Raw genomic sequence first — 24,815 nt, forward strand, 5'->3', positions numbered from 1 at the left:
CAAATTCGCCTCACAGGCGAATTTCAGGCGAACGGCCGTACAGGGATGATACACATCCTCAGCCTGCCAGGTGTCACGCCGCGGCGATGGATGATGCGTCGCGCGGCAGAGGCGTGAGTTCCACCCTGTTCCGGCCTTTCTGTTTCGCTTGGTACAAGGCTGAATCCGCACGCTCGAGCGCTGGAAGAATATCGAGATCGGCAAATCCCGGCTCGCTGACGCCAATGCTGATCGTGATTCTGAAAGGCCCCGTCTTGCCTGCGAATTTCAACTCGCTGACGGACTCCCGAATACGGTTCGCTAGGATCACGGCCCGCAGCGGCTCGGTTTCCGGCAATACCATCGCAAACTCTTCGCCGCCAATCCGGCCAAGCAGGTCTTCGTCACGCACGCTGCGTGTCACGCATTCCACGAGCCGCATCAGCACCTCGTCGCCGACACCGTGTCCGTGCACATCGTTCACCTGCTTGAAGTGATCGATGTCGAACAGCATCGCCGAAACCGGCTTGCCGTGACGCCCGGCGCGCAGCACCTCGCGCTCTGCAAAGCGAAAGAAGGCACGCCGGTTCAGCGCCTTGGTCAGGGGGTCGGTCATCGCCATGTCGAACAGGCCGCACTTGTCATGCTCAGCTTCAATCAGATCACGGACGGCATAGCGCGCGGCGCTGCGCACGCAGATGTCCTGGCTGACAATCCCGGCGAAGCTTTCAAGCAGGCGCAGCTTTTCGTCGCTGAACACATGCGGCCGGGAGTCGACGAGGCAGAGAGACCCGAACCGCTTGCCGTCAGGGTCACGCAGCGGCGCGCCCGCGAAGAAGACAACATGCGGCGGCCCCTCAACGACAGGATCACTCGCAAAATGCGCTTCGGTACGCACATCAGAGACGGCAAAGGCGAAATCGGAAAGATTGGCCTGCGCACAGAAACTGAGAAGCCGCTCCATCATGGGTGCCTGAACGCCGAATGTGGAACGATACCAGTTGCGGTAGCGTTCATTCAGCGAGACGACCACCATCGGTACACTCAACACCTGCGCAGCCGTTCGCACAATCTGGTCAGCAACGTGCACTTCGGAGCCGTTCAGGATCCGGTAACGCTGCAGTACCTCGTTCTTCTGCTGCTCAAATCGAGGCGGCGGATACATCATTTACAGGTGGGGCCCAGTTCCATCTATCTGGAATAGCTACGCCCAACTGGTTGACCGTTGGTAAGCATCCAGCCCCACTCGCTACCTATGATTTACGCAATATCACCAACCCGCAACCCCTGCTGGATAAGCAGGCTCCAGGCCTCCTCGGCGCTTTCGGCAAACTGGAAAATCTGCAGGTCGTCGGGGCTGATCGTGCCTTCCTCGGCGAGGGCTTCGAAATTGACGATCCGGGTCCAGTAGGCCTTGTCGAACAACACGATCGGAATGCGCGGGGCCTTGCCGGTTTGCACAAGTGTCAGCATCTCGAACAACTCGTCCAGCGTGCCGAACCCGCCCGGAAAGATCACCAGCGCCTGGGCGCGCATGGCGAGGTGCATCTTGCGCATGGCGAAATAGTGAAACTGGAAGCAGAGGTCCGGGGAGATGTAGGGGTTCGGCTCCTGCTCGTGCGGCAGGGCGATGTTGAAGCCGATCGTCAGCGCGCCGGCATCGCGCGCGCCGCGATTCGCCGCTTCCATGATGCCGGGGCCGCCGCCGGTCGCGATCACATTGTCCCGCCAGCCATGGTCCTCGCACAATGCGCCGCCGCGCTCGGAGGCGATCCGTCCAAACTCCCGCGCGCCGGCATACGCCCGCGATCTCCAGCCCTCACCCTTTTCATGCGCCCGGGCGCTACCGAAGACGACGATGGTCGAGCGGATGCGATTGTTGCGAAGATGCTCTTCCGCCTTGGCATATTCCATCATGAAGCGCGCGCCGCGCATCGAGTCCCCGAGAATGAAATCCGGGTCGAGCGCGGCAAGGCGATAGGTCTTGTCGTAAGCGGGGCCGTCCATGAAATTCTCCTTCCCTTGCGTCTTGGCGCAAGCAGGCACGGACGGCAACCCGCAAGGACTGGCCGGAACTACCGGAAACTGAAGCGGCTGGGCGAAACGCCAAAGGCGCGCTGGAACATGGCGCAGAACGCGCTGGCGCTGTCATAGCCGACATCCAGCGCAACCGCGGTGACGCTTGATCCGGTCGAGAGCAGCGAAAGGGCCTCCAGCAGACGCACCTGCTGGCGCCAGAGCGCGACGCCCATGCCCGTTTCCCGCTTGAAGGCTCGGGTAAAGCTGCGCCGGCTCATCCCGGCAACATTCGCCCATTCATCAATGTCGCGCTGGTCGGACGGATTGTCGATGATCTCCCGGCAAACCCGCACCAGGCGCGGGTCCGCCGGCATCGGCGCGGCATAGGGGACCTTGGGCGAGGCCAGCAGCTCGTTGATCAGTAGGCGGACGATCTGCCCCTCCCGGCCATCGATATCGTAACAGGGATCAAACTGCGTCACTTCGAGGATCAGCGCCTTCAGCAGAGTGCCCACTTCCACGATATGGCAGTCCGGGTCTTCCCGTTCATAGCGCGGGTCAATGTAGAGCGTGCGCAGCGATACCGGGCCGCGGCAGGATACTTCATGCCGCACCTGGCTGGGGATCCAGACTGCCCGCTGTGGCGGGATCACGAACGTGGTCTTGTCGGTCACGACCGACATGACGCCGGACGACGCATAGAGCAGTTGGATGCGCTCATGCGAGTGCGCCGTGTCCACAAACCCCGTCGGGTACTCGTCGGCAAGGCCGACCACCGGGCGAAGGTTCAGATCGATATCATGGGTGCTCTTCATCCTGTCCTCACGGGACCAAATGGCCATGCCGGAAAACCATGCCATTTGTCCGTTTTGTGACAAGGTGGTGTACAACGCCTTGGCCCGATAGAGCAATAACTTGACCTGACTTGACCCATTCGGCCAGATCATAAGCATCCGTTGACACGAAATGCCCGAAAATCACGCGATCAGGCCAACCCGAGCGGCAGGCAGGGTACCCTCAGTTAGCGAGGGAGAGGACGATCCCGGCTGCAAAGCCGGTGTTTCCGAAATCGGTGACGATGCCGCCCTTCGTCTTGCGGACAAAACTGTCCTCATCCGCCGCTTCGCCACGCACATAGACCCCGAGCGTTGCCGCCTGCGAAATCGCTCGGGCCGCGCCGACTTCCACGCCGCCATAGGACCGCGAGGCAGAGCCATCCCCGAGCCTGACAAAGCCGGCGCGACCGATGGCGTAAAGCGTCCAGTCGGAAATCGCCCACTCCGGACCGCCTGACACCTCCAGCCCCCAGTCCTCTAGGTCAGCGTCATAGAAGCCGGCCAGCGTCGGCGCATAGGCGAGGTCGAGCGTGACAGACCCTGCAAGCTCAAGGCTCGCTTCGGAGGCTTCACCCGGATAAGTCAGCTGGTTCGCGGAGACATCAGCAGAATACCCGGCCCCATCCCAGGCAACGCCCAGCGAATAGTCCATCTCGTCATCGAACTCGGCCTGCTCTTCGCCGAAGGGCAGGATCCGGTAGACCGAGCCGTACAGCGTCGCGCCGCGAAAGCTGGTCTCCGCGCCGAAGGACGCCTCCACAACTTCAAGCGCCAGATGCTCGCCGCGATCGATCAGGGACGACGACACCGCGACCTCGGCGAAGAACGAGGTCTCCCTGGCTTCAGCCGTCAGGGGCAGCAACATTGCCGACGATGCAACGAGAACGCTTCGCATGAACCTATTCCTCCCTCGGATCTGACTGTCCGGGAGAAGATGTGGGGTTCAGCGGCTGGCGGCTACTTCCTTCAGGCCTTCATCCTCATATATCCGGCCATTCTTCACCACATAGCGGATTGCTAGCGTGTTGCGGATATCGGCCAGCGGATCGGCGTCCAGTATGACCAGATCGGCGAGCTTGCCCGCCTCGAGGCTGCCGAGCTGCGCGTCGCGGCCAATTGCTGCGGCGCTGCCCATCGTGCCCGCCCACAAGGCTTCGGCCGGACTCCAGCCGCCTTCGACATAGGCATGCAGCTCCCAATGTGTGCCGAGACCCGGCGTGTCGCCATGCGCGCCGACGCCGACGAGACCGCCTTGACGGTAGATCTCAGCCGCGCTCGAGGCGGAGAGCTGGTAATGATACTGGCAGAACGGATGCGCCAGGATGTTTGTGAACCGGCTGGTGCGATACCAGTCGGGGGCAAAGCGGGCATACTTCGCATTTTCGAATGGCCGGGTCCGGTCGATGAACGGCTTGTCACCCCGCAAGCCGCCATGGGATATCATCAGGGTAAGGACGGATGAGGTGCCGCTCTTCGCGAATAGCTTTGTCACATCACTGTGCAGCACCGGCGGCGGCAACGCGTGCTCAAGTCCGGAATACCCGTCAAGGATCTGCGTGATACCCAGCTTGTAGGACAGCGCGCCTTCCGTCGTGGGCGTCAGGCCAAGCTCGCCCGCGACCTCGGCAATCCATTGCCGCACGCGCCGGTTGCCGGCCCTGTACTGCTTGATGTTTGAAAGCCGGTAATTTTCGCGGTACCGTATCAGCACGGCGCGCACCTGATCCTTCGTGCGGAAGTCATTATAGTCAAAGATGGCGGGCCCCGTCGTGTAGAGCCGCGATCCTATGATCTCGCCCGCCTCTCCGAGGTCCTGATAGGTCAGCATGTCGATAGTCAGCGAGGACGGGTCAAACAGGGTAGTTATGCCGAACGCCAGGTTGGTGCGCAGGCCCCAGGCGGACACATCTAGAACCTCGCGGCGGATGTCAGCGACGTGGTAGTGCGCGTCGATCAGTCCCGGGATGATATATGCCCCGCTGACATCGAGTGTTGTCGTCCCGGCGGGCGCGGCGATCACCCCGCGCGGGGCCACGACCGCTATCCGCGCACCGTCAATCAGGATATCCGCGTCCTTCCAGTCTCCGGGGGCGGAACGGTCCGCCATCGTCAGCACGCGTGCGCCAGTGAGCAGGACCTGCCCCACCGGCTCGTCTCTCGGCGCCTCCACCAGGATTGACGAAACGGCAGCGCGCTGCCCGCCCCGTCCTGCACCGAATACAACATCCGCGAGGCTCAGCCGGTACACTTTCGCGCCGGAGGTCCAGAAAAGCGCCGCGCCGTCATCACTCCAGCCAAAATAATCCGCGCCTACGTCCGTAAGCTGAGCATGTCGCGAAACCGGCGCCGAGAGGTCCGTTACCCCTCCCTCGCCCGCATCCAGAGCATAAAGGTGTAGCTGGTGCGCAATCTGCGCGAGCGCCCATTTGCCATCCGGCGACACACGCAGGTCATCTGCTGGCGCGGACCCTTCCGCAAAATACCAGTTCGGCCCGGCCGCTTGCGTCACCCGCCGCCGCCCCGCACCCGTCAGGGATACGGCCTCGACACCCTCCGATGAATTGAACAGGACTTCATCCGCGCGGCCTGCGAAATGAGGCGTACCGCCGATCCGCCCGGATGCCAAAACTCTGGGCGCCGCGCCGTCAATCGGGATAAGAACCAGCTCAGCATCCCGAAGCTGGCCGTACTCCATGTACGTCGTGCGCCGCGCTTCGGAACCGGAACGAACAACAACGATTGCCCCGCCATCCGGTGTGAAGACCGGATGGGTATAGAAGCCATCCTCCTCCGTAAGCTGACGATGCGCGCTGGCATCAGCCGCAGAAATCCGTATCTGCCCGCCTGCCTCATGCGTCCAGCTGACATAGGCAATCGATCTGCCATCCGGCGACCATGACGGCTGGTAACCGCGCACATCGCCGGAGCGCAGCGCCCGCAGGCCGCTGCCATCATGTCCGGACACGAATATCCGCCCCAGCGCTGAAAAAGCGAGCTGCCTGCCGTCCGGCGACTCGTCCGGGGCCATCAGCAGGCGTGCCTGCACCGGCCCCTCCTCGAACACGGCAGGATGGCGCACGAGCGGTCCGAGTTCCTGTTCGACATGCACCGTAAACGGAAGGGATTCCGCCTCGCCGGTCTCCAGCGAAATCCGGTCAATCCGCCCGCCGCGATTGACGAAGACAGCCAAACTGCCGGGCGAAAAATCAAAGCGCGGGATGGCGTCATGCGTCATCGCCGCGAGCACCGAGTCCGGATCGGTCTCTCCGATCTGGCGAAGCGCGCCGCTACCGATATCCATCACCATCAGCGCCGTCTTCCCACCCCGGCGCTCCGCAAACACGAGGCTCTGTCCGTCCGGAGAAACCGCTGGCCTCATCCGGGGCACCGTAATCCCGTCTTCCGTCACGGCGGGCAGGACGATGTCCTCCGCGCCGGTCGCCACATCCCGGCGCACGATCTGCCAGGACGTCAGTGCATCAAAATCCGGAGACTTCGACGCCAGCGATGCGAAGTAGGCCGCGCGCCCGTCCGGCGCAAAGCGCGCGCCGAGTGTGTTGACGTCCGCCCCCTCGTCACCTTTCGACGAGCGCAAAACCTCGCCCACATCCCCCGCCACAGGCCGGAAGCGCCAGAGCTCATAGGCGTTCCGGTCAGCCCAGAACCGCGATACCAGAATGCTCTGCTCGTCCGGCGCCCACTCCGGCGACACGAATACGGGATCATCATCATACGGACTGATCTGGCGCGGATTGCCACCATCGGCATCCATAAGCCAGAGATTCTCGGCGCCGCTCCGGTCACTGAGGAACAGGATGCTGCGCCCGTCCGGCGCATAAACCGGCTGCGTATCAAGCGACATGCCGCCCGCAAGACGCCGCGCGGTGCCGCCGTCAACCGGCAGCACATAAATATCGCCCATCATGTCGAAAACGATCGTCCGCCCATCCGGCGAAACATCGATCGACAGCTCCGTGCCTTCGGATGTTTCAAAGGATATCGTGCGCGCCGGCTTCAGCGGCAGCGACTGCCCCTCGACACCATAGGGCACAGGCGGCTTGCCCGATACAGAGGGCGCGCTGCCGGCCGGCCAATCCGCCTCATCCCGTGGCGGCGCCTGCCAGAGCTGGCACGCCGCCAGAAACGCCGCCAGCCCGAAAAGGGAAAGACCAGCCCGGACCCTGGCAGTGCGCCGTCGCTCCGGGCTGGTCCTATAAGTCATCGTTTGCCTTGCCTCAGAACTTGGCCTCAGAACTTGCGCGTCACCGTCGCAATGATCTGACGGCCTGCGCCATAAGTACATCCCGCCGGACCGGCGCACCGCGCGACATATTCTTCGTCGAACAGGTTCGACGCGTTCAGAGCGAGACGCCAGTTGCCCATGTCGTAGCGGATGATGGCATCAAACAGCGTCGAGTCTTCGCCTGTATAGACAACTGGATTGAACGGTCCCGGCATGGCGCCCTGGCTCTCGCTGGTGAAGCGGATGCCGCCACCGATCCCGAGCCCGGCAAGCATGCCATCCCGGAAAGAGTAATCGACGAACAGCGAGGCCTTGTTCTCCGGCGTCACGGGCAGCTCGGCGCCGACTTCCTGCGGCGTGCCGCTCTTCGTCACTTCGCTGTCCGTCACGGTGTAGGAGGCGTTGATCGACAGGGCATCGTTGATCCGGCTGACGAGTTCGAACTCGAGGCCGTTCACTTCAACTTCACCCACCTGGGTGCCGAACACCGGCGTGATCGACGGCGAGGTGCTGACAAGGTTCGACTGCGTGATCTGATATGCCGCAGCCGTCAGCAGCAGTTTGTAGCCATCCGGCAGACCGCGCGCATCCCACTTGATGCCGGCCTCCATCTGCTCGCCTTCGCTTGGCTCGAAGGAATTCCCGGTCAGCGAATCCGTGCCGAGCACAGGCTCGAACGAGGTGGCATAGCTCGCATACGGAGCAAATCCGTTATCGAACACATAGTTGCCGCCGATACGCCAGGTGAACTTGTCCTGCTCGGTCTCGGTGCTGGCGGCGTTGTTCTCGATCTTCACCCAGTCCTGGCGCGCGCTCAGCGTCAGGAAGAATTTGCCGATGCCGATATGGTCCTGAACATACAGGCCCGTCTGCTTCATGGTCTGGTTGTTGAACCCGAATGGATAGCCCGGCTCAAGCGTTGCCTGCGGCGCATAGACCGGATTGAACAGGTCGATCTGGTTGGCAAAGATGAAGCCGAAATCCGCCTTGTTCTCCACCTTGCGGTAGTCGAGGCCGGCGATGATGCCGTGCGAAATGCCCCCTTGGTCAAGGCTGAGGTCGATCCGGTTGTCGGTCGTGACACTCTCCACCGCTTCGCGGTAGGAGAAGTTATACTGCTGTACGGTGCGGTAATCGTCCGGCGTGCCGTCGAAGTCCGCATCCACAAGTCCGCCGCCACCATAGATGCCGGTCGGCGTGTCTTCTTCATAATCGTTCCATTTGAGGTTCGAGATGAAGCTCAGCGTGTCAGAGAAGTTGTGCACCAGTTCATAGCCGACCGACCACTGGTCGCGCTCGAACCGGTTGTTCGGATCGCCAAGGTTTGTGGACGGATCGATCTTGCCCAGCGGGTTGGGCAGCAATGTGCCGTAAACCGGCAGGAAGCCGTTGGTGTCGCCCAGCACTTCGTCATTCTGATAGTAGGCGAGGCCAGTCAGCGTCGTGTCCGGAGTCAGCTGGAAGGTGATCGCCGGTGCGATCAGCATCCGCTCTGCCGAAACAAGGTCACGCTCTGCTTCCCGGTCGAGATAGAGCCCCGTCAGCGAGTAGCTCACGGTCTCGCTCAGCGGGCCATGCACCGTGCCGGCAATCTGCTTGTAATCGTTGGAGCCATACTTCGCCTGGATCTCCCCGCCGAACTCGCTGTCGGGACGGCGCGAGATCTGGTTGTAGAGGCCGCCGGGCGGCGAGCTGCCATACAGGGCCGAAGCCGGGCCTTTGAGAACATCCAGAGATTCGAAGGCATACAGATCGACCCCGACGGACTGGATCGACGTCGAAACGGGCGCAGCCAGCCCGTCGATATACTGCTTCGGCGTGAAACCGCGCACAGTCACGAAGTCATAGCGCAGGTCCGGGCCGTAATTCTCGCCAAAGGCGCCGGAGGTGTAGCGCACCGCCTGCTGGGCATCGATGAAAGCCAGGAGGTCGATCTGGTCGCGGGTGATAACCGATACCGATTGCGGCGTCTGGATCAGAGGAATATTGGCCTTGTTGGCCGTCGCCCCGTCTTCCGGAACATAGTTCGGCGCGATGACCACGACCTTTTCCTGGATGCTGACCGCATCCTCTTCCTGCTCCTGGGCCACAGCGGCCGGAGACATCAGCGCCAGCCCCGCAGCCGCGCCAAGCAGCACACTCTTCAGTGCCACCGATTGAATTGAAAGACGTTTATCCTGCGTCATGGTTCTGAGACCCCTGCATCCTTGAGATTCACACTTTGCGAACCATTCTCAATTCTATCATCACATGGCAAGAGTGTATTTCGGCTTCGGGTCTGTCTCTTCTGCTTTTTGGCCAAACTTGAGAGAAGCGTCAGAATACGAAGTTTGCCTTGACCCGATAGAGGCAAACTTCGGCCCGGTGCCTTATGGAGCCTCTCGGGGCAGGATTCTAACGTTCACTGGAAGAACAAGGGGCGGAGACAGCGATGGCAGGTATTGCAACCAAGAACAGCTGGCTGTTCCTGCACCGGTGGTTTGGCATCATCACGGCGGCGTTCCTGCTGATCGCGGCGATCACGGGATCAGTGCTCACCTTCCGCGCCAGTCTGGACCGCTGGGTGAACGGCGATCTGTTTGCATATGCCGGCGCAGCCGAAAGCCGGCTCGATGCCATCGAAGCCGTCGCACGCTACGAAGCGGCGAACCCGGATATTCAGGTCACGGTGTTTCCGCTTAATCCGCCCGCGGACGAAAACATCGTCATCGGTGTCACCGCAAAGCCCGGCACACCTGAAGTTTCAGAAGACGAAGTCTTCCTCGATCCGTCGACGGGCGAAGCTGTCGGCGCGCGCAGCACAGCGCCCGGGTTCTCGGGCCGCCAGATCATTCCGCTCATCCTCGAGCTTCATTACAATCTGCTCGCTGGCGAAGCGGGCCGCTTCTTCATGGGCTTCATTGCGCTCGGCTGGCTCCTCAGCGCTTTCATCGGGCTCTATCTCACCTTCCCCAAGAAAGGCCCCTTCCTGCAGAACTGGTGGCCTGCCTGGACCTACAGCCCGAAGCGCAGCTTCGCCCGGCAGATGCTCGACCTGCACCGCTCCAGCGCGCTCTGGCTCTACATCTTCCTTGTCATTCTCGCCTTTACATCTGTCACGCTGAACTTCTTCGGCGAATTCTGGGACCCGTTCGCCACCTGGGTTGCGCCGCTCGAGAAGTCCCTCTTCCATCTCGACGCACCCTTTCCCGCCGGAACAGTGCCTGACCTGACCTATACGGACGCCTACGCGCTTGCCGCGCAGCAAGCCGCCGCAGACAGCATCCAGTGGCAGCCCGCCACGATGCTCTATTATCCCGACTGGAACCTCTACGGCGTCACCTACAGCGACAACGGCATCCTGAATTACAAACACCTCGGCCCGATCTACCACTATTTCGACGGCGCGACTGGGGCCTACATCCACGAGGTCAATCCCTATACGGACAGTGCCGGCCTGGTCATGATGCGCATCGTCTACCCGCTCCACAGCGGCGAGATCGGCGGCGGCCTCACGGTGTTCTTCGTGTTCGTCCTCGGTCTCGCAACAGCCGAGCAGTGCATCACCGGCGTCTGGCTCTGGCTGAAGAAGCGCGGCCCGCGAATCGCGGCAAAGAAGCAGCGTGCCGAAACGACCGCCTGACCCTTCCGTTCCTACCGAAAAGACCACCGCCATGAGCGCCTCCCTCCTGCCCCAGGCCGATGATATTGATCCGGAAATCAAGACCTTCATCGACCGAACATCCGCCGACTATGCCGCCCTGACCGGCGCGGAGCCCGTAACGATGGCGCGCCGCCGGGAGATTGCCGAACGGGTGCGCGCGCCCTGGGCTGCCGGTGGTCCGCAGATGGCAGAAACGATCAATCTCACGGTCGGCCCGCGGAATGTCCGTATGCGGACCCACATCCCTGATTCAGGCGCCGGCCCCGGCACGCTCCTCTATCTCCACGGCGGCGGCTGGATGATCTTCTCGATCGACACGCACGACCGCCTGATGCGCGAATATGCGAGCCGCGCCGGCTGCGCCGTTATCGCCCTCGACTACTCCCTGTCCCCCGAACATCGCTTTCCGGCCGCGCTCGACGATATTGATGCCTGCCTCGACTGGCTGATCGCGGAAGGCGCGGCCCATGGCCTCTCCACCCGCCGCATCGCGATGGGCGGCGACTCCGCCGGCGGCAACCTGTCGCTCTGCACGGCCCTTCGCCGCCGGGACACGGGCGCACGCCAGCCGGACGCCCTCATCCTCAACTATGCCGCCCTCGACTACGAACACCGCCCCTCCTGGGACCGCTATGACGGCGAACCTTACATGCTCGGCACCGGCGAAATGCGCGACTTCTGGTCCGGCTATCTCGGCGCCCCCTCGACCACGAATCCCTACGCCCGCCCTCTGCTCGCTAACCTTTCCGGCCTGCCGCCAACCCATCTCTGCATCGCCGAATGCGATATCCTGCGCGACGAGAACCTGGAGTTGCGCGACCGCCTGCGCGCCGCCGGCAATCCCGTCTCCGCAATTGTCTATCCCGGCGCCACACACAGCTTCCTAGAAGCTGTCAGCATCTCGCGCTGCGCCGATCAGGCCATCGAAGACGGTGCCCGATGGCTCGCAGAACAGTTCGTGTAAGGACTACCAGCGGACAATAACGCGCAGCCCGCCCATCGGCGACGTCATCAGTTCCAGCCGCCCGCCGGTTGCCTCGGCAAGGTCATGCGCAATCGCCAGTCCCAGGCCATGCCCGCCGGGCCGTTCATCCGAACGCTGACCTCTGAGCACGACCGTACCCCGGTCCTCGCTGTCCAGCCCCGGCCCGTCATCCTCGACCACCAGTTCCCGCTCAGCAGCCGTCACGCGCACATCCGCCCGGGCATAGCGCACGGCATTCTCCATCAGCGGCCCCGCCATCTCAAACAGCTGGTCGGCATGCACGGGCAGCATCGTTCCCTTTGCCGCTTCTATCGAAATCCTGAGCCGCGCGCCCCGCTCCGTTCGCCTCAACACGTCTGCCAGCCGCGAGAGTACGGGTCCCGCTTCACATGGCCCGCGCTCCACGCTTGCGGCCGTCCGCGCCCGTGCCAGTTCGCGCTCCACCGTATCCGACGCCGCCCGGATCGACGCCTCGAACCCGTCCGCCAGGTCCGCATCCCCGGATGCGCGCGCCTTGCGTGCCAGCGCCGTGAGCGCTGACAAGGGCGTCTTCAACGCGTGCGCCAGGTTGGCGGCACGCTCGCGCGCGGCGCGCAGATCGTCTTCGCGCGTCTCCGCCAGCGTGTTAATCTGGTCGACCAGCGGTGTGACCTCCGCCGGAAACCGGTCCGGATCAAGCCGCGATGCCGGCGAGGCTTTCATGCCGGCAACCGATGCCTCGACCGAGCGCAGGGGGCTCAGCCCGATGCGCACCTGCAGCCATGCAGCGGCGCTGAGCGCAGCCCACAACAGCGTCAGGAACAGGGCCAGCTCACCGGCAAACTCGTTGCGCGCCTCGATGATGCCGCTCCGGTTCAGGCCGACGGTCAGCGTCATCGGCTCCGCCGTCTCGGAGGCGCGAACGCGCCGGTAGACGCGCACCATTTCTTCTCCGAACGGGCCCGGCGACAGGTCCCTCGCCCATGCCCCGGTCGGCGCCTCAGGCACATCCATCGCGGCGTCCCATAAGGACCGTGAACGGACGATCCGGCCGCCTTGGGAAATCTGCCAGTAGAGCCCGCTGACCGGCTGGCTGAAGCGTGCATCGCCGCCGGTTTCGGGCGGCAGCACGAGCGCGTCACCTGCGGTCGGAAGCGCCGCCACGATCTGCTGACCATGCCGGATCAGGTCGTCCTCAACGCTCCGGCGAATGTGCCGGTCAAACAGCAATACCAGCACGACCCAGCTGATCAGGAGGGCGGCGGCAATCGCGCAGGCAGCGCCTGCAAGCAAGCGGAGACGCACCGACCGCATCGGCTTCATCCGCCCGCAGCGATCACATAGCCAAAGCCCCGGCGTGTCTCGATCACACCCGGCCCCAGCTTGCGGCGCAGGCGCGACACCATTGCCTCGATGGCGTTGGTATCTGCGGCGCCGTCGAGTCCGTGCAGGTGCTCGGAGAGTTCACCCGCAGACACCGCCCGCCCGGAATGATGCATCAGATAGTCGACAAGACGGAACTCCAGCGGCGTCACCTTCACCGGCTGGCCCGCATAGAGGATCGCCATGCGCCGTGTATCCACGACGAGGTCTCCAGACTGAAACACAGGCTGCGCCGCGCCAGCCGAGCGGCGGATCAGCGCGCGCAGGCGCGTGATCAGCTCCGCCATCTCGAAGGGTTTCGGCAGGTAATCGTCGGCGCCTGCTTCAATGCCGTCCACACGCTCCATCCAGCTGCCGCGCGCCGAGAGAATTAGGATCGGAACCGTCTGCCCGCCCGCTCGCCAGCGCTTCAGGACAGAAAGGCCATCCAGGCGCGGCAGGCCGAGATCGAGAATGATGGCGGCGTAGGGCTCGGTATCACCCATGAACCAGGCTTCCTCGCCATCGCGGGCATGGTCCACGGCAAAGCCCGCGTCCCGCAATGCGGCGGACACGTCATCGGCAATCACCAGCTCGTCTTCAACGAGCAACACCCGCATCAGTCGTCCTCCTCGACCTCAAGTATCCGGCCGTTGCGCGCATCCACCTCGATCTCGAGAACAATGCCGCGCCGCGTCAGAATCTTGATCTCATAGATGAGTTCGTCGTCATCGTCGTCAAATTCGATCTTCAGGACTTCGCCCGGATACGCGCGCAGGACACCGCTCAGGATGGTCTCCAGCGGCAGGATCTGCCCGCTCCGCCGGGCTTCGAACGCACGCTCCTGGTCATCGCTATACCTGTCCCGGTCGCGCCCGCCCTTGCGGTCAGCCACAGCCGCATCGGCGGCCGCCAGCAGGCAGACGGCAATCAGGGCATAACGGGAAAACGGATACGGCAAAGGGCAGGTCTCGGGCAGCAAACCGGTCCTATCGCGCAGCCAAGCTGACGGAAAGCTGACTATCCGGCCTGCGTTCCTGTCAGCCGGGCGGGCGCAAACCCAGCTTCAGGGCCCCCCAGAAACGGCCTGACCGCAAGAAAGGAACTTCCCCATGCCATCCCCGAACCGCCTCGTCGCGGCCCCCCTCCTCATCGCTACCCTGGCCTTCGCCGTCACTGGCCCCGCCATCGCAGACAGCAAGCGTTCTGTCTCCGTGCCCGCCGCGGAGCGCCTCAATATCGGCCGTGACACGTCGGCTGCAGACATCCGCGCCCGCCTTGCCGAAAAGGGCTTCGATGTCCGCAAGGTCGAGTTTGAGGGCTACAAGACCGAGGTGAAGGTCTATGACGCGTCGGGACGCTGCCTTGAAATCTACTTCGATCCAGCCTCGGGCGAGGAAATCCGCCGCAAGCGCGATGATGACTGCGGCCGCCGCCACAGCGTGCGCGAAGACTGGTATGCGGATCGCCTGATCGCCGCCAGCGACGACCGCCGCCGCGACTGACAGCCTGCCTTGGGCCTGCCCAGGACCCTCTCCGGGGCGGGCCTGACCCTATTTCTTCTTCCGCCCGCTCGCCGGAATGTCCTTGAACGGAACATCCTTGTCGACGCGTATATCTCCCGGCAGGCCCAGCACGCGCTCGCCGATGATATTGCGCAGGATCTCGTCCGATCCCCCTTCGATCCGCGTCGCGGGCGAGCGCATCAGCATCGCCTGGAACCGGCCATTCTGCGGGCTGTTCTCATCCCACACCACGCCGGACGCACCCTGCAGGTCCAGCGCCAGCATGGACAGGTCCTGCATCGCCGCACCCGCCACCAGCTTGCCGATGGAATTCTCGGGCCCCGGCGTCTCACCCTTCGACAGCGCAGAGATCGCCCGCATCGCCGTATAGCGCAGCCCGCTTTCCTTCACCGCAATCTGGGCGAGCTTAGAGCGAACATTGGAATCCTGCACCGCCGGCGCCCCGTCAATCTCAGCCTCCATGCAGAACCGGAAGAGATCCGGGAACCCCGTCGACATACCGGAACCAATCGACAGCCGCTCGTTCATCAGTGTCGTCAGCGACACTTCCCAGCCCTGCCCCACTTCGCCCAGACGCTGCGCATCCGGAATACGCACATCGGTGAAGTAAACCTCGTTGAAGCTCGACTGGCCATTCGCCTGTTTGATCGGGCGCACCTCCACACCCGGCGATTTCATCGACAGGAAGAACATTGTCAGCCCCTTGTGCTTGGGCACATCGGGGTTGGTTCGCGTAATCAGCAGGCCCCAGTCGGAGTATTGCGCGCCGCTCGTCCATATCTTCTGGCCATTTATGATCCAGTCGCCCGAGCCGTCATCCGCCTTCACCGCACGCGTGCGCAGACCCGCCAGATCAGACCCGCTCGCCGGCTCCGAGAATAGCTGGCACCAGATATCCTCACCCGCCGCCAGCGGCGGCAGCAGCTTGCGTTTATGGTCCTCGCTCGCCCAGGCCATCACCGTCGGCCCGCACATGCCGTGCCCGATGGTGAACACGCCCGTAAGCGCCGCATACGGACCTTCTTCCTGGCCCCAGATCACCCGCTCGATCGGCGTGCGCGCACCGCCGCCATACTCCTTCGGCCAGTGCAGGCACGCCCAACCCGCATCCGCTTTCTTCAGCTGCCAAGCCTTCGCGGCCTTGATAGGGTCCTCACTGACGACGCCGTTGGAACCGAAACTCGCCCGCTTCAGCTCTTCCAGCAAGTGAGAAGGCGCGTTCGCCTTAATCCAACTTCTCACCTCAGCGCGGAAGGCGGCTTCTTCTTTTGTATCCTCGAAATCCATCTTCTCTCTCCTCCCTCAGGCCGCCGCACCGGCATTGCCGGCACCCATGCGCTCGATCAACGCGCTCTCCCACTGCGACAACGACCCCAGCGCCAGCGCCAGCGCATTCGAACGCCGGTAGTAGAGATGGCAATCAAACGCCCAGGTGAAGCCCATGCCTCCATGCACCTGAATATTGTTCTTCGCGCAGTGCTGGAACGCTGTCGTCGCTGACACGCGCGCTGTCGCCGCCGCCACCGGCAACTCCGCCGCGCCCGACACCAGCGCCCACGCCCCGTAATAGCAATTTGACCGCGCCAGCGTCGCCGACACATACATGTCGGCCAGGATATGTTTCACCGCCTGGAACGATCCGATCGGCCGGCCGAACGCCATCCGGTCCAGCGCATAGTCCCGCGCCATTTCCAGCGCCCGGTCGGCGCCGCCAAGTTGCTCGAACGCCATCAGGATCGCCGCGCGGTCCAGCACCTGCGTCAGGATATTCCAGCCATCACCCTTGCCGCCCACCAGTTCCGCGGGTGCATCCTTGAAGGTCAGCCGCGCCTGCTCCCGCGTCGGATCAATCGTCTCGAGCACTTCACGCTCCACGCCCTTCGCCGTCAGGTCAACCAGCCAGAGCGATAGCTTGCCGCCCTCCTTCGCCGCCACGATGGCAAAGTCAGCCGCCGCGCCATCTGCCACAGGAGACTTCACTCCGGAAAGCTTGCCGCCCTTCACGCTCGCCGCAATCGACGCTTCCGACGTGCGTCCCTGTCCCTCGTGCAGCGCCAGCGTGCCGACCGCTTCGCCCGAAGCGAGCCTCGGCAACCACGCCTGCTTCTGCGCTTCCGATCCGGCCAGCACCAGGCACTCCGCCGCAAGGTAAATCGACGACGAAACCGGCACCGGCGCCAGCGCGCGGCCAAGCTCCTCGGCCACCACGCACAGTTCCAGATGGCTTAGCCCGACGCCGCCATATTCCTCCGGAATCGCCGCGCCCAGCACGCCCATTTCGGCGAGCCCCTGATACAGCGCCTTGTCATAGCTCTCCGGCCCTTCCAGCACCGCACGCACTTTTTCAGGCGGGCATTCTTCACTGAGGAAACGGCGCACCTGATCGCGCAGCTGCTTCTGTTCGTCCGAAAAATCGAGGTTCACGCGGCGTCTCCCTTGCCGGCGAGACTGAGCGATCCCGAAAGGCCGCGCACTCGCCCGTTTTATCCGGGCCAGTGTCAATCGGGTTCAGGACAGGTCAAGCCGTGCCGCGAAGGCAAGCCACCGGCGCCTGCCAGCGCGTCAGCCCTTGCAGATTTCGATGATCCCCGCCGCCATGAACGTGGCCATGCGGGCCTTGATGGAGGCAAAGTCGTCCGACACGCACAGCCCATCCGACAGCCGGTCTATCCGCCCGGTGCGGGCCAGCGACAAGAGCAGCGCGCCGCTGACGAAGTGATAGCCCCAGTAGATGTCTTCTTCCGTCGCGTCCGGCAGCGCCTTGCGCAACAGGCCGATCAGGCGGCGCACCACCGGATCAAAATGCTCCGTCATCAGCCCCGATCCCCAGACCGGCGTGTTCGCCACCAGCGCCACCAGAGATCCGAAACTGTGCCAGCCTTCGCCGCCCGCCGCATAGAGGTCGAGATCAACATCGAGGAAAGCGCGCAGCGCGCCCTCCACCGTCACCGCGTCGCCCGCCTCAGCCTCATACGCCGCCATCGCATCCATCCGGCGCGAACTCGTCACCACGGCGCGGCGGGCAAACACTTCGTCCAGCAGCTTCTGCTTGTCCTCGAAGTAATAGTTCATCAGCGTGTGGTGAACGCCCGCCTGACGCGCGACATCTTTCAGCGTCACGCCGAGAAATCCGTGTACGGCAAAAAGCCGTTCGGCCTCATCCAGGATAAGTTCGCGCGTTTCGGCGCGCTGCTCCGCTTTCACGCTGAGGCGTTTCGGCTTCGAGGAATTGCTCAATCGATCAGGCTCCGCTCTTTGCGTCTTCCGGGCTCTGCCCATATTCGGCGCGCAGGCGCAGCTTGTCGATCTTGCCGGTCGTCGCCAGCGGCATTGTTCTTAGCCGCTGCACGGAATCGGGCACCCACCAGCTCGCCACCTTGCCGCGCAGGGCGCCAAGGATCGCCTCATCGCTGATCGTGTGACCGGGACGCACCTCGACCAGCAGGTGCGGGCGCTCGCCCCATTTTGGATCTTCCCTGCCAATTACGGCCGCAAGGGCGATTTCCGGCAGCGCACCGACGATTGCTTCGATATCGGCCGGATTGATCCACTCGCCGCCAGACTTGATCAGGTCCTTTGCACGGCCGGTGATGCGCACATGGCCGGCAGCGTCGATCCGGGCAAGATCACCGGTCGCAAACCAGCCTTCAGCGTCCACCGCCGGTTCCTCCGCACCGAAATACCGCTCCACAACGGCGGCGCCGCGCACGCGCAGGTGCCCTTCCGGGCCCCGTTGTTCCGCCAGCGGATGACCGTCCGCATCTGTCAGGAGAAGATCGACACCCACGGCAGGGCGCCCTGCAATCTCGGCAGGCCGCGTTGCAGCCCCCGGCGGCATGATCACGCCCAGCGGCGAAAGCTCCGTCATGCCCCAGCTGGTCTGCACCGTCACTCCGAGGCGCTTTTCCAGCCGCGCCATCAGGGCCGGCGGCATGGGCGAGCCACCGACGATGATACGGTTGAGAGAGGGCAGCTCAAGGCCCGCCGCATCCACATGGTCTACGAGCCCCAGCCAGACTGTCGGAACGCCGACACCAATCGTCACTTTCTCTGAAGCGATCAGCCGCGCAAGGCTTGCGCCGTCTGTCTGGCGCCCGGGCAGCACCAGCTTCGCGCCTGCCGCAGGCGCCGCGAACGGAAGCCCCCAGGCGTTCGCATGAAACATCGGCACAACGGCCAGAACGCTGTCGGCGGCGGATATCGCCATGACATCCGCCTGCAGCACACGCAGCGTGTGCAGGAAGCTGGAGCGATGCGTGTAGGTCACGCCTTTCGGCGCGCCGGTAGTACCGGATGTGAAGCAGAGGCCCGAGGGTGCAGTTTCCGGAAACGCACCCCATTCGGCATCTGCTGCCTCTGCCGCGATCAGGTCTTCCAGTAGCGTGACGGGAAGGTTTGAAGCGATATCCTCAGCTGGCGGATCATCCGCATCGATCATCAGGATGCCGCGAAGGCCCGGCGCAGTCTTGCAGATCTGCGCCGCAAGGCCAAGCAAGGCTGCATCGGCAATCAGGAAGCGCGCGCCCGATTGCGCCGCCATGTCACCTGACTGCGCGGCCGTCAGGCGCGGATTGAGCGTGTGGCACACGGCGCCCATGCCCATCACGCCATACCAGGCTTCCACATGCGCCTGCGTGTTCCAGGCAAGGGTCGCCACCCGGTCGCCCGGCGATATGCCGAGGCGCTGCAGCGCAGCCGAAACCTTCCGGCTTCGCACTTCAAGCTCTGCATAGCCGATGCGGACATTTGCCTCGCCGGCGCCCGCCGTCACGACCCCCGCTTGCGGATGCCATTTGGCCGCGTGGGTCAGGAACCTGTCGAGCGTCAGGGCAAAATCCTGCATCTTGCCGTCTGTCATGGGCAGGCTTCACTCGGTGGCGGAAGGACGGGCGCAACGATGCCCGTGTTCCAGTTCCACGACTGCGTGCCCTCTTCGCGCCGACGGCACATCGTGCGCTCGTGCAGTTCGTACATGCCGGGCATCAGGCGTACCGCCGGGGTGAGACCGCTTTGAATGTCGAGGTAATACTGTGCCTCGCCGAAGGAGCGCCACTCTGGTGCGCCCGGGGAGGAAGGCTTCCCTGTCCGGGCAAATTCCGTCCAGAAGTCCATCAGATGTGTGGACAGTTTCTGGACGGTTTTCGTGGCCGGAATCTCTGGCCAGTAGGTCGGCGTCAGCTGCATTGTGCCGAAGACATAAGGAATCTCCGCGCCGTGAAACCCGTGCAGGTCCATAGCGCTCGCCGCCGGATAGGTATGGTCGAAATAGTAGAGATAGCCCGCCTGCCCCACCTCGTTCTGCTTGCGAACGAGACGGCTGGCGGTCCAGCCATAGAGCGAATCCCTTGGCGCGGCGAGCACAGCTTCCTTGATGTTCGTGGAAGGGTAGAGCCGCAGGAATTCATCTGCGAGATCACCGTGAAGTTCGCGGATCTTGGCTTCGTATTCTGCTGCGCTCTCCGGCGGCGGCGGGGCAAGGAAACGAAGCGACCGGATTTCGCCGCTGTTGAAGCCTGCAATCACAGGCACAGGCGCCTGTTCCCCGCGGTCGAACGTGTCGACCATCTGCCGTGTCAGGATCTTGCCGTCGATCGTGGCAAGCGGGAAATAACCTGCTGTAGCGGCTGCAGCCGAGAGCTTTTCGGGATCTGCCGCGCGCAGCTCGGAAAGGCTCGTCGCCTTCACCTGGGATGCGACCCAGACACCGATATCCTCGGCGGCAAACTGACCGTGTTTCGCGGCCTTCAGCTCCGGCAGGGTCACCATATAGGCACTTTGCAGGATCGCCTTGTGGAACAGGTCTCTGGCTTCCGGCGAGGACATCAGGAACAGGATGCTGAGCGCGCCAGCGGACTCGCCCGCAATCGTCACATTCTCGGGATCGCCGCCGAAGGCAGCGATGTTCTGCTTCACCCAGCGCAGGGCTTCGATCTGGTCGAGCAGCCCGTAATTGCCGGAAACACCGTCCGGCGATTCCGCGCTCAGTTCAGGGTGCGCAAGGTAACCCAGCACGCCCAGCCGGTAGTTGATCGTGACAACGATCACGCCTTCCCGCGCCATCCGCGCCCCATCATAAATCGGCTCGCCGCCGTGCCCGCCGACCAGCGACCCGCCATGTATCCACAGAAAAACCGGAGCCTTTTCAACACCGTCCTTCTTCCAGATGTTCAGCGTCAGGCAGTCCTCGCTGATCCGGTCGGGCGGGTTGGCATAGATGCTGCCGGAGCGCGGGCGAGGCTGGATGCAGGCGGGGCCGAAACGGGTCGCGTCGAGGGTGCCCTCCCATTTTGCCTTGGGGACCGGGGGTTTCCAGCGGAGGTCTCCGACCGGGGGTTCGGCATAGGGAATGCCCCGGTAGGAGGTGATGCCGTTGACGTACTTCCCTGTAATTGCTCCGTTTTCAGTCCTTACAGCCTGGCTCATATCCGGCGCGGATGCACACGAGGCGAGTGCAGCAAGCAGCAGCCCTGTCAGGAAGATTCCAGCTTTTTTCATGTTTCTACAGCCTTCGCGGCTTCCTCTTTGCGGATGGCATGCGCCAGCCAGATGAACAGGATGACCGCCAGTCCGTAGAAAGGTGTCAGCGTGTAGAAGGCGAGCTGGAGCGAGTTTTCCGGGTTCGTCTTGCCGAACCATTCGCTCATCATGCCGAGCCAGGTCGGGCCGAAGCCGAGGCCGATGAGGTTCATGATCAGGAGGAGCAGCGCGCCGGCGAGGACGCGTTCCTGCGGGCGGACTTCTTCCTGCACCAGCGTGACCGCCGGCGAGAGATAGAAATAGTTGAAGAAGGTCGGGCCGATCAGAAACAGGAGCGCGAGCGGCCAGGTGGGCGCCCAGACGAAGCCGAGGAAGAAGGGCACCGCTGCAGCAAGGCCGATCGCCGGAACGATGGCATACGCCACTTTGGACTTCTGCCCGAACCTGTCCACAAGCCAGCCGGACACAAACATGCCGGCAGCAACACCGACGCCGAGCAGGACCGAATAGTAGAGCGCGAGTTCCTGCAGGGTCATTGCCTTCTCGCGCATCAGGAACAGGGTCGTGAAGTTCAGCGTGGCATAGGTGACGAACTGGATGGCCCCGCTGGCGAGTGCGGTGAGGAGCAGAACGGGGCGCGTGAAGAACATCCGCATCGTGCCCCAGAAGCCGGGGGCCGGACCGGCCGTTTCGGCCTGCACAGGTGCAGGCGCATCAAGCCCCCCTTTTTTCGGTTCAGGAACGAAGAACCAGACAAAGGCTGCAGTGACGAGACCGATGATACCGAGCGAGATGAAGGCGGCGCGCCAGTCGAAGGCGGCAGCAATGGAGGCGCCGAACGCCACACCGAGCGCCATGCCGATGGGCGGGCCGAAATTGAACAGGGCGAGTGCCGTTCCGCGCCGACCGGGAGGAAAGTAATCCGATATGATGGCGTAGGAGGGCGGCACACCTCCCGCCTCCCCGACCCCGACCGCGAGACGGCCGGCGACGAGTTGCGGATAGGTGCGGGCCATGCCGCAGAAGAGTGTTGCCGCACTCCAGATGGCGCAGGCAACCGAGAGGACTTTCACACGGTTTGTGCGGTCCGCAATCCACGCGACCGGAATGCCGAGGATGCAGTAGACAAGTGCAAAATAGAGCCCGGTGATGCGGCCAAGCTGGCCGTCAGTGATGCCGAGCTCGTCCTGGATCGGCTTGGCGAGGATCGAGATGATCTGCCGGTCCAGAAAGTTCAGGACATATACAAAACAGAGAATGGCCAGGACGAACCAGGCCCGGCCATCCGGCCGCGCGTGTTGCGCGGCCGGCGGCTGAACGGCGCCCGAATGGGAGGACACTGCGAGCGCCGGACTTTCAGGGGCCGACATTGGATCAGAACTCGTAGCTCAGACGAACGCCGATCGTCCGGGGACGGAGCCTTGCATAGCGGCCATCGAGGAAGGCTTCCGGGTGGACATAGGTGATGGAGCTGTCGTCCAGAAGGTTTTCGACATAGGCGACCGCTTTCCACGCGTCGCGCGACATACCGGCCTGAAGGTTCACAACCGTGTAGGCGTCTGTATAGTCGAAGGTCGGCGCCTGGAGGTTCGGGTTGCCCGGCACGTTCGGGAACATGCTGGGGAAATCACCGACATAGGCAGCGGTGGCCGCCGCAAACGCATCGGTGAGATCGCCAATCTTCCAGTCGTAGCGAACGGTGGCCGAACCCTGGAATTCCGGGAAGGAAAGCGAGATGCCTTCTTCGGCGCCCGACATGGCAGCCTCTGTCGGCGACACATCGGTGACTTCGGTGTCGTTCAGCGATCCGTTGAGGAAGAAGCTGAAATTCTTCGTCGGGTAAGCCGCGATCTCGAACTCGAGACCCTTGCTGACTGCGCCGCCGATATTGGTGGCGAACTGGACCTGATCCGACAGGCGGTTTGCCTGCACCTGGATGTCCTGCCAGTCAATGTAGTAGGCGGCGAGGTTGGCGGCCAGTTTGCCGTTCATCCAGTAGCCCTTCACGCCAACTTCGTAGTTCGTCAGGGAGTCAGAGTCTGCGCCGTTCGGAATGACGAGATCATTCGGGTCGACGATACTGACAGCGCCTGCCCGTGCGTTTGATGCCGGAGTGCGGAAGCCGGTCGAAATCGAGCCGTAGGTCGTGAGATTTTCCGCCGGCTTGTAGGACGCACTGAGCTTGTAGGAGAGCTTGTCGGCTTCGACTTTCAGACCTTCCACGGCCGCAACAGGAAAGACCGTGAGCGGAATATTCGTGAAGCCGCCGAGAGCCACCGCGAGATAGTTGCTGTTATAGCCGCCTTCATTTGTGAAGGCCTGGATGGAGCTGTTTGTGTAGCGCGCGCCGCCCGTGACCCAGAACTTGTCGGAGAAGCGATAGGTCAGCTCGCCAAAGCCGGCCGTTTCGAACTGGTCGAAATAGCTGGTGAAGCGCAGGTAGTATTCATCCGGCAGGCCGGTCAGACCGCGGGCATCGAGGAAATCCTGCGACGAGCGATAGTCGTAGGTGATGTCGCGGCGCTTGTTGAAATAGAAGCCGCCGACGATCCAGTCCCAGTTGCCGCCATCGGTAGAGGCAAGGCGCACTTCCTGTACGAAGGTGTCGTCAAAGCCGACCGCGTCGAGGCCGAAGGGAATGAACTGGCCGAATGTACCGGCGAGGTCGACGATGAATTTTCCGTCTGCGTCCGAATAGGTCGACGAGCTGGTGAAGTTTGCGAAACCGAGATCGTAATCGAGTGCCAGGTTGTAGCTTGTGAAGTCAGACTGGAAGAGGTCTGGCCGGTCCGTGAGGCGGATGAACTCGCCGCGGTTTGGGTTGGTCAGACCGGAATCGTCCGGCTGGCTGTTCTCGTGGATGACCATGAGCTGCAGGTCGAGCGCATCGGTCGGCTCCCAGCGCAGGACGGCGCGGCCGCCATACGAGGTCAGTGAGTTGGCGCCTTCGATGCCGGTGCCGATATTGTCGACCCAGCCTTCTTCGTCGCGATAGAAACCGACGACACGCAGGCCCAGCTTGTCTTCAGCCAGCGGAATGTTGACCATGCCATTATAACGCTGGCGGAAGGCATCGCCGTCCGTCAGGCCGTAGTCAACGAGGGCGGAGGCTTCGAACTTCCGCGTGTTCGGCTTTTTCGTCAGGATACGGACAGCGCCGGACAGGGAGTTTGCACCGAACAGCGTGCCTTGCGGGCCGCGCAGGACTTCCACGCGCTCCACGTCGTAGAGCGTCGGGTCGAGAATGGTGGAGTTGCCGTTCGAGGAAATCGGCAGCTCGTCAATATAGATCGCGGTGGGCGCCTGCAGGTTCGCGCCGTAGCCGTTGGTGGCGATCCCGCGCGTGGTGAAGTTGTTGAAGTTGGCCGTGGGCTGGTTGATGACCACGCCGGGCGTTTCGCGGGCGAGGCCTTCATAGCTGACGATGCCTTTCTCGGAGAGCGTCTCCTGCTGATAGGCGGTGACACTGAGCGGAACGTCCTGCAGGCTCTCTTCGCGGCGCGTGGCCGTGACGATGACCTTGTCGAGGCTGCGCTCGGCTTCGCCTTCCGGGCGCGCCTGATCTTCCTGCGCAATCACGGGAGCTGCCACGAAAGTGGACAGCATAACGGCGGCGCTCGCGGATGCGAGAATTCTGGCTTTCATGTTTTCCTCCCTGGATGCGCGGTCTTTGGTTTTCAGCGCTGGGCAATTTGATCAGCGAAAATTCCAGACCTGTCAAGCTTCACTCTCTTGCGAGTGAATTTCTTTCGGAAGGGTGTGGCAG

The 24,815-nt window shown here is 63.1% G+C and carries 19 protein-coding genes; 3 read left to right on the forward strand and 16 right to left on the reverse strand.

The window, feature by feature from the left end; genetic code table 11:
• Window positions 1-73: 73 nt before the first annotated feature.
• The 6 genes from ACK4TE_RS09730 to ACK4TE_RS09755 form a co-directional block, all read right to left on the reverse strand.
• Window positions 74-1,147 carry a diguanylate cyclase gene (locus ACK4TE_RS09730; protein ID WP_409911311.1) on the reverse strand — a complete coding sequence of 358 codons (1,074 nt, stop codon included), beginning with the start codon at window positions 1,145-1,147 and terminating at the stop codon, window positions 74-76.
• 92 nt (window positions 1,148-1,239) lie between these two features.
• On the reverse strand, window positions 1,240-1,986 hold the full coding sequence (locus ACK4TE_RS09735; RefSeq protein ID WP_409911312.1) for a TIGR00730 family Rossman fold protein: 747 nt from the start codon (window positions 1,984-1,986) through the stop codon (window positions 1,240-1,242).
• 68 nt (window positions 1,987-2,054) lie between these two features.
• Window positions 2,055-2,813 (reverse strand): AraC family transcriptional regulator, encoded by a 759-nt coding sequence (locus tag ACK4TE_RS09740; protein ID WP_409911313.1) that lies wholly within the window; start codon window positions 2,811-2,813, stop codon window positions 2,055-2,057.
• Window positions 2,814-3,015: 202 nt separating this feature from the next.
• A complete protein-coding gene (locus ACK4TE_RS09745; RefSeq protein WP_409911314.1) occupies window positions 3,016-3,729 on the reverse strand; it encodes a hypothetical protein in 714 nt (237 codons plus the stop codon).
• A 48-nt stretch (window positions 3,730-3,777) separates the two neighbouring features.
• On the reverse strand, window positions 3,778-7,056 hold the full coding sequence (locus ACK4TE_RS09750; protein WP_409911315.1) for an amidohydrolase family protein: 3,279 nt from the start codon (window positions 7,054-7,056) through the stop codon (window positions 3,778-3,780).
• A 26-nt stretch (window positions 7,057-7,082) separates the two neighbouring features.
• Window positions 7,083-9,263 (reverse strand): TonB-dependent siderophore receptor, encoded by a 2,181-nt coding sequence (locus ACK4TE_RS09755; RefSeq protein ID WP_409911316.1) that lies wholly within the window; start codon window positions 9,261-9,263, stop codon window positions 7,083-7,085.
• Between the two features lie 245 nt (window positions 9,264-9,508).
• On the opposite strand from ACK4TE_RS09755, the gene ACK4TE_RS09760 reads away from it, so the two are divergent.
• Window positions 9,509-10,699 carry a PepSY-associated TM helix domain-containing protein gene (locus tag ACK4TE_RS09760; protein WP_409911317.1) on the forward strand — a complete coding sequence of 397 codons (1,191 nt, stop codon included), beginning with the start codon at window positions 9,509-9,511 and terminating at the stop codon, window positions 10,697-10,699.
• Window positions 10,700-10,730: 31 nt separating this feature from the next.
• The gene (locus ACK4TE_RS09765; protein ID WP_409911318.1) at window positions 10,731-11,684 is read left to right on the forward strand and encodes an alpha/beta hydrolase; all 954 of its coding nucleotides are present in this window, start codon (window positions 10,731-10,733) and stop codon (window positions 11,682-11,684) included.
• Between the two features lie 3 nt (window positions 11,685-11,687).
• On the opposite strand, the gene ACK4TE_RS09770 is transcribed toward ACK4TE_RS09765, so the two are convergent.
• From ACK4TE_RS09770 to ACK4TE_RS09780, 3 genes are read right to left on the reverse strand one after another with little or no spacing between them, the layout of a single operon-like run.
• Window positions 11,688-12,998: a sensor histidine kinase gene (locus ACK4TE_RS09770; RefSeq protein ID WP_409911319.1), complete on the reverse strand. Its 1,311-nt coding sequence runs from the start codon at window positions 12,996-12,998 to the stop codon at window positions 11,688-11,690.
• A gap of 5 nt (window positions 12,999-13,003) precedes the next feature.
• Complete coding sequence (locus ACK4TE_RS09775) at window positions 13,004-13,666, reverse strand: response regulator transcription factor (RefSeq protein WP_409911320.1); 663 nt, start codon at window positions 13,664-13,666, stop codon at window positions 13,004-13,006.
• Entirely contained in the window at window positions 13,666-14,007 is a 342-nt protein-coding gene (locus ACK4TE_RS09780; protein WP_409911321.1) for a PepSY domain-containing protein, read from the reverse strand. The genes ACK4TE_RS09775 and ACK4TE_RS09780 overlap by 1 nt, the downstream gene beginning before the upstream one ends.
• 151 nt (window positions 14,008-14,158) lie before the next feature.
• On the opposite strand from ACK4TE_RS09780, the gene ACK4TE_RS09785 reads away from it, so the two are divergent.
• Window positions 14,159-14,551, forward strand: a complete 393-nt coding sequence (locus ACK4TE_RS09785; protein WP_409911322.1) for a PepSY domain-containing protein — start codon at window positions 14,159-14,161, stop codon at window positions 14,549-14,551.
• A 48-nt stretch (window positions 14,552-14,599) separates the two neighbouring features.
• Here ACK4TE_RS09785 and ACK4TE_RS09790 read toward each other — a convergent pair whose 3' ends face one another.
• From ACK4TE_RS09790 to ACK4TE_RS09820, 7 genes are all read right to left on the reverse strand, one after another.
• A complete protein-coding gene (locus ACK4TE_RS09790) occupies window positions 14,600-15,859 on the reverse strand; it encodes an acyl-CoA dehydrogenase (RefSeq protein ID WP_409911323.1) in 1,260 nt (419 codons plus the stop codon).
• Window positions 15,860-15,874: 15 nt separating this feature from the next.
• A complete protein-coding gene (locus tag ACK4TE_RS09795; RefSeq protein ID WP_409911324.1) occupies window positions 15,875-16,996 on the reverse strand; it encodes an acyl-CoA dehydrogenase family protein in 1,122 nt (373 codons plus the stop codon).
• Window positions 16,997-17,134: 138 nt separating this feature from the next.
• Window positions 17,135-17,809 (reverse strand): TetR/AcrR family transcriptional regulator, encoded by a 675-nt coding sequence (locus tag ACK4TE_RS09800; protein ID WP_409911325.1) that lies wholly within the window; start codon window positions 17,807-17,809, stop codon window positions 17,135-17,137.
• Window positions 17,810-17,813: 4 nt separating this feature from the next.
• On the reverse strand, window positions 17,814-19,430 hold the full coding sequence (locus tag ACK4TE_RS09805; protein ID WP_409911326.1) for an AMP-binding protein: 1,617 nt from the start codon (window positions 19,428-19,430) through the stop codon (window positions 17,814-17,816).
• Entirely contained in the window at window positions 19,427-21,067 is a 1,641-nt protein-coding gene (locus tag ACK4TE_RS09810; RefSeq protein WP_409911327.1) for a carboxylesterase/lipase family protein, read from the reverse strand. Before ACK4TE_RS09810 ends, ACK4TE_RS09805 begins: the two co-directional genes overlap by 4 nt.
• On the reverse strand, window positions 21,064-22,389 hold the full coding sequence (locus ACK4TE_RS09815) for a spinster family MFS transporter (RefSeq protein ID WP_409911328.1): 1,326 nt from the start codon (window positions 22,387-22,389) through the stop codon (window positions 21,064-21,066). The genes ACK4TE_RS09810 and ACK4TE_RS09815 overlap by 4 nt, the downstream gene beginning before the upstream one ends.
• A gap of 34 nt (window positions 22,390-22,423) precedes the next feature.
• Window positions 22,424-24,694, reverse strand: a complete 2,271-nt coding sequence (locus ACK4TE_RS09820) for a TonB-dependent receptor (protein WP_409911329.1) — start codon at window positions 24,692-24,694, stop codon at window positions 22,424-22,426.
• Between the last annotated feature and the right edge of the window lie 121 nt (window positions 24,695-24,815).

It is taken from the genome of Hyphomonas sp. (genome assembly GCF_046313975.1).
Classification (GTDB): domain Bacteria; phylum Pseudomonadota; class Alphaproteobacteria; order Caulobacterales; family Hyphomonadaceae; genus Hyphomonas.

What these genes read in the sequence shown, in the direction of transcription:
- ACK4TE_RS09805 (WP_409911326.1), bottom strand. Translation starts at nt 19,430, where the DNA reads ATGACAGACGGCAAGATGCAGGATTTTGCCCTGACGCTCGACAGGTTC.
- ACK4TE_RS09755 (WP_409911316.1), bottom strand. Translation starts at nt 9,263, where the DNA reads ATGACGCAGGATAAACGTCTTTCAATTCAATCGGTGGCACTGAAGAGT.
- ACK4TE_RS09735 (WP_409911312.1), bottom strand. Translation starts at nt 1,986, where the DNA reads ATGGACGGCCCCGCTTACGACAAGACCTATCGCCTTGCCGCGCTCGAC.
- ACK4TE_RS09730 (WP_409911311.1), bottom strand. Translation starts at nt 1,147, where the DNA reads ATGATGTATCCGCCGCCTCGATTTGAGCAGCAGAAGAACGAGGTACTG.
- ACK4TE_RS09745 (WP_409911314.1), bottom strand. Translation starts at nt 3,729, where the DNA reads ATGCGAAGCGTTCTCGTTGCATCGTCGGCAATGTTGCTGCCCCTGACG.
- ACK4TE_RS09760 (WP_409911317.1), top strand. Translation starts at nt 9,509, where the DNA reads ATGGCAGGTATTGCAACCAAGAACAGCTGGCTGTTCCTGCACCGGTGG.
- ACK4TE_RS09810 (WP_409911327.1), bottom strand. Translation starts at nt 21,067, where the DNA reads ATGAAAAAAGCTGGAATCTTCCTGACAGGGCTGCTGCTTGCTGCACTC.
- ACK4TE_RS09785 (WP_409911322.1), top strand. Translation starts at nt 14,159, where the DNA reads ATGCCATCCCCGAACCGCCTCGTCGCGGCCCCCCTCCTCATCGCTACC.
- ACK4TE_RS09775 (WP_409911320.1), bottom strand. Translation starts at nt 13,666, where the DNA reads ATGCGGGTGTTGCTCGTTGAAGACGAGCTGGTGATTGCCGATGACGTG.
- ACK4TE_RS09765 (WP_409911318.1), top strand. Translation starts at nt 10,731, where the DNA reads ATGAGCGCCTCCCTCCTGCCCCAGGCCGATGATATTGATCCGGAAATC.
- ACK4TE_RS09740 (WP_409911313.1), bottom strand. Translation starts at nt 2,813, where the DNA reads ATGAAGAGCACCCATGATATCGATCTGAACCTTCGCCCGGTGGTCGGC.
- ACK4TE_RS09750 (WP_409911315.1), bottom strand. Translation starts at nt 7,056, where the DNA reads ATGACTTATAGGACCAGCCCGGAGCGACGGCGCACTGCCAGGGTCCGG.
- ACK4TE_RS09820 (WP_409911329.1), bottom strand. Translation starts at nt 24,694, where the DNA reads ATGAAAGCCAGAATTCTCGCATCCGCGAGCGCCGCCGTTATGCTGTCC.
- ACK4TE_RS09790 (WP_409911323.1), bottom strand. Translation starts at nt 15,859, where the DNA reads ATGGATTTCGAGGATACAAAAGAAGAAGCCGCCTTCCGCGCTGAGGTG.
- ACK4TE_RS09770 (WP_409911319.1), bottom strand. Translation starts at nt 12,998, where the DNA reads ATGCGGTCGGTGCGTCTCCGCTTGCTTGCAGGCGCTGCCTGCGCGATT.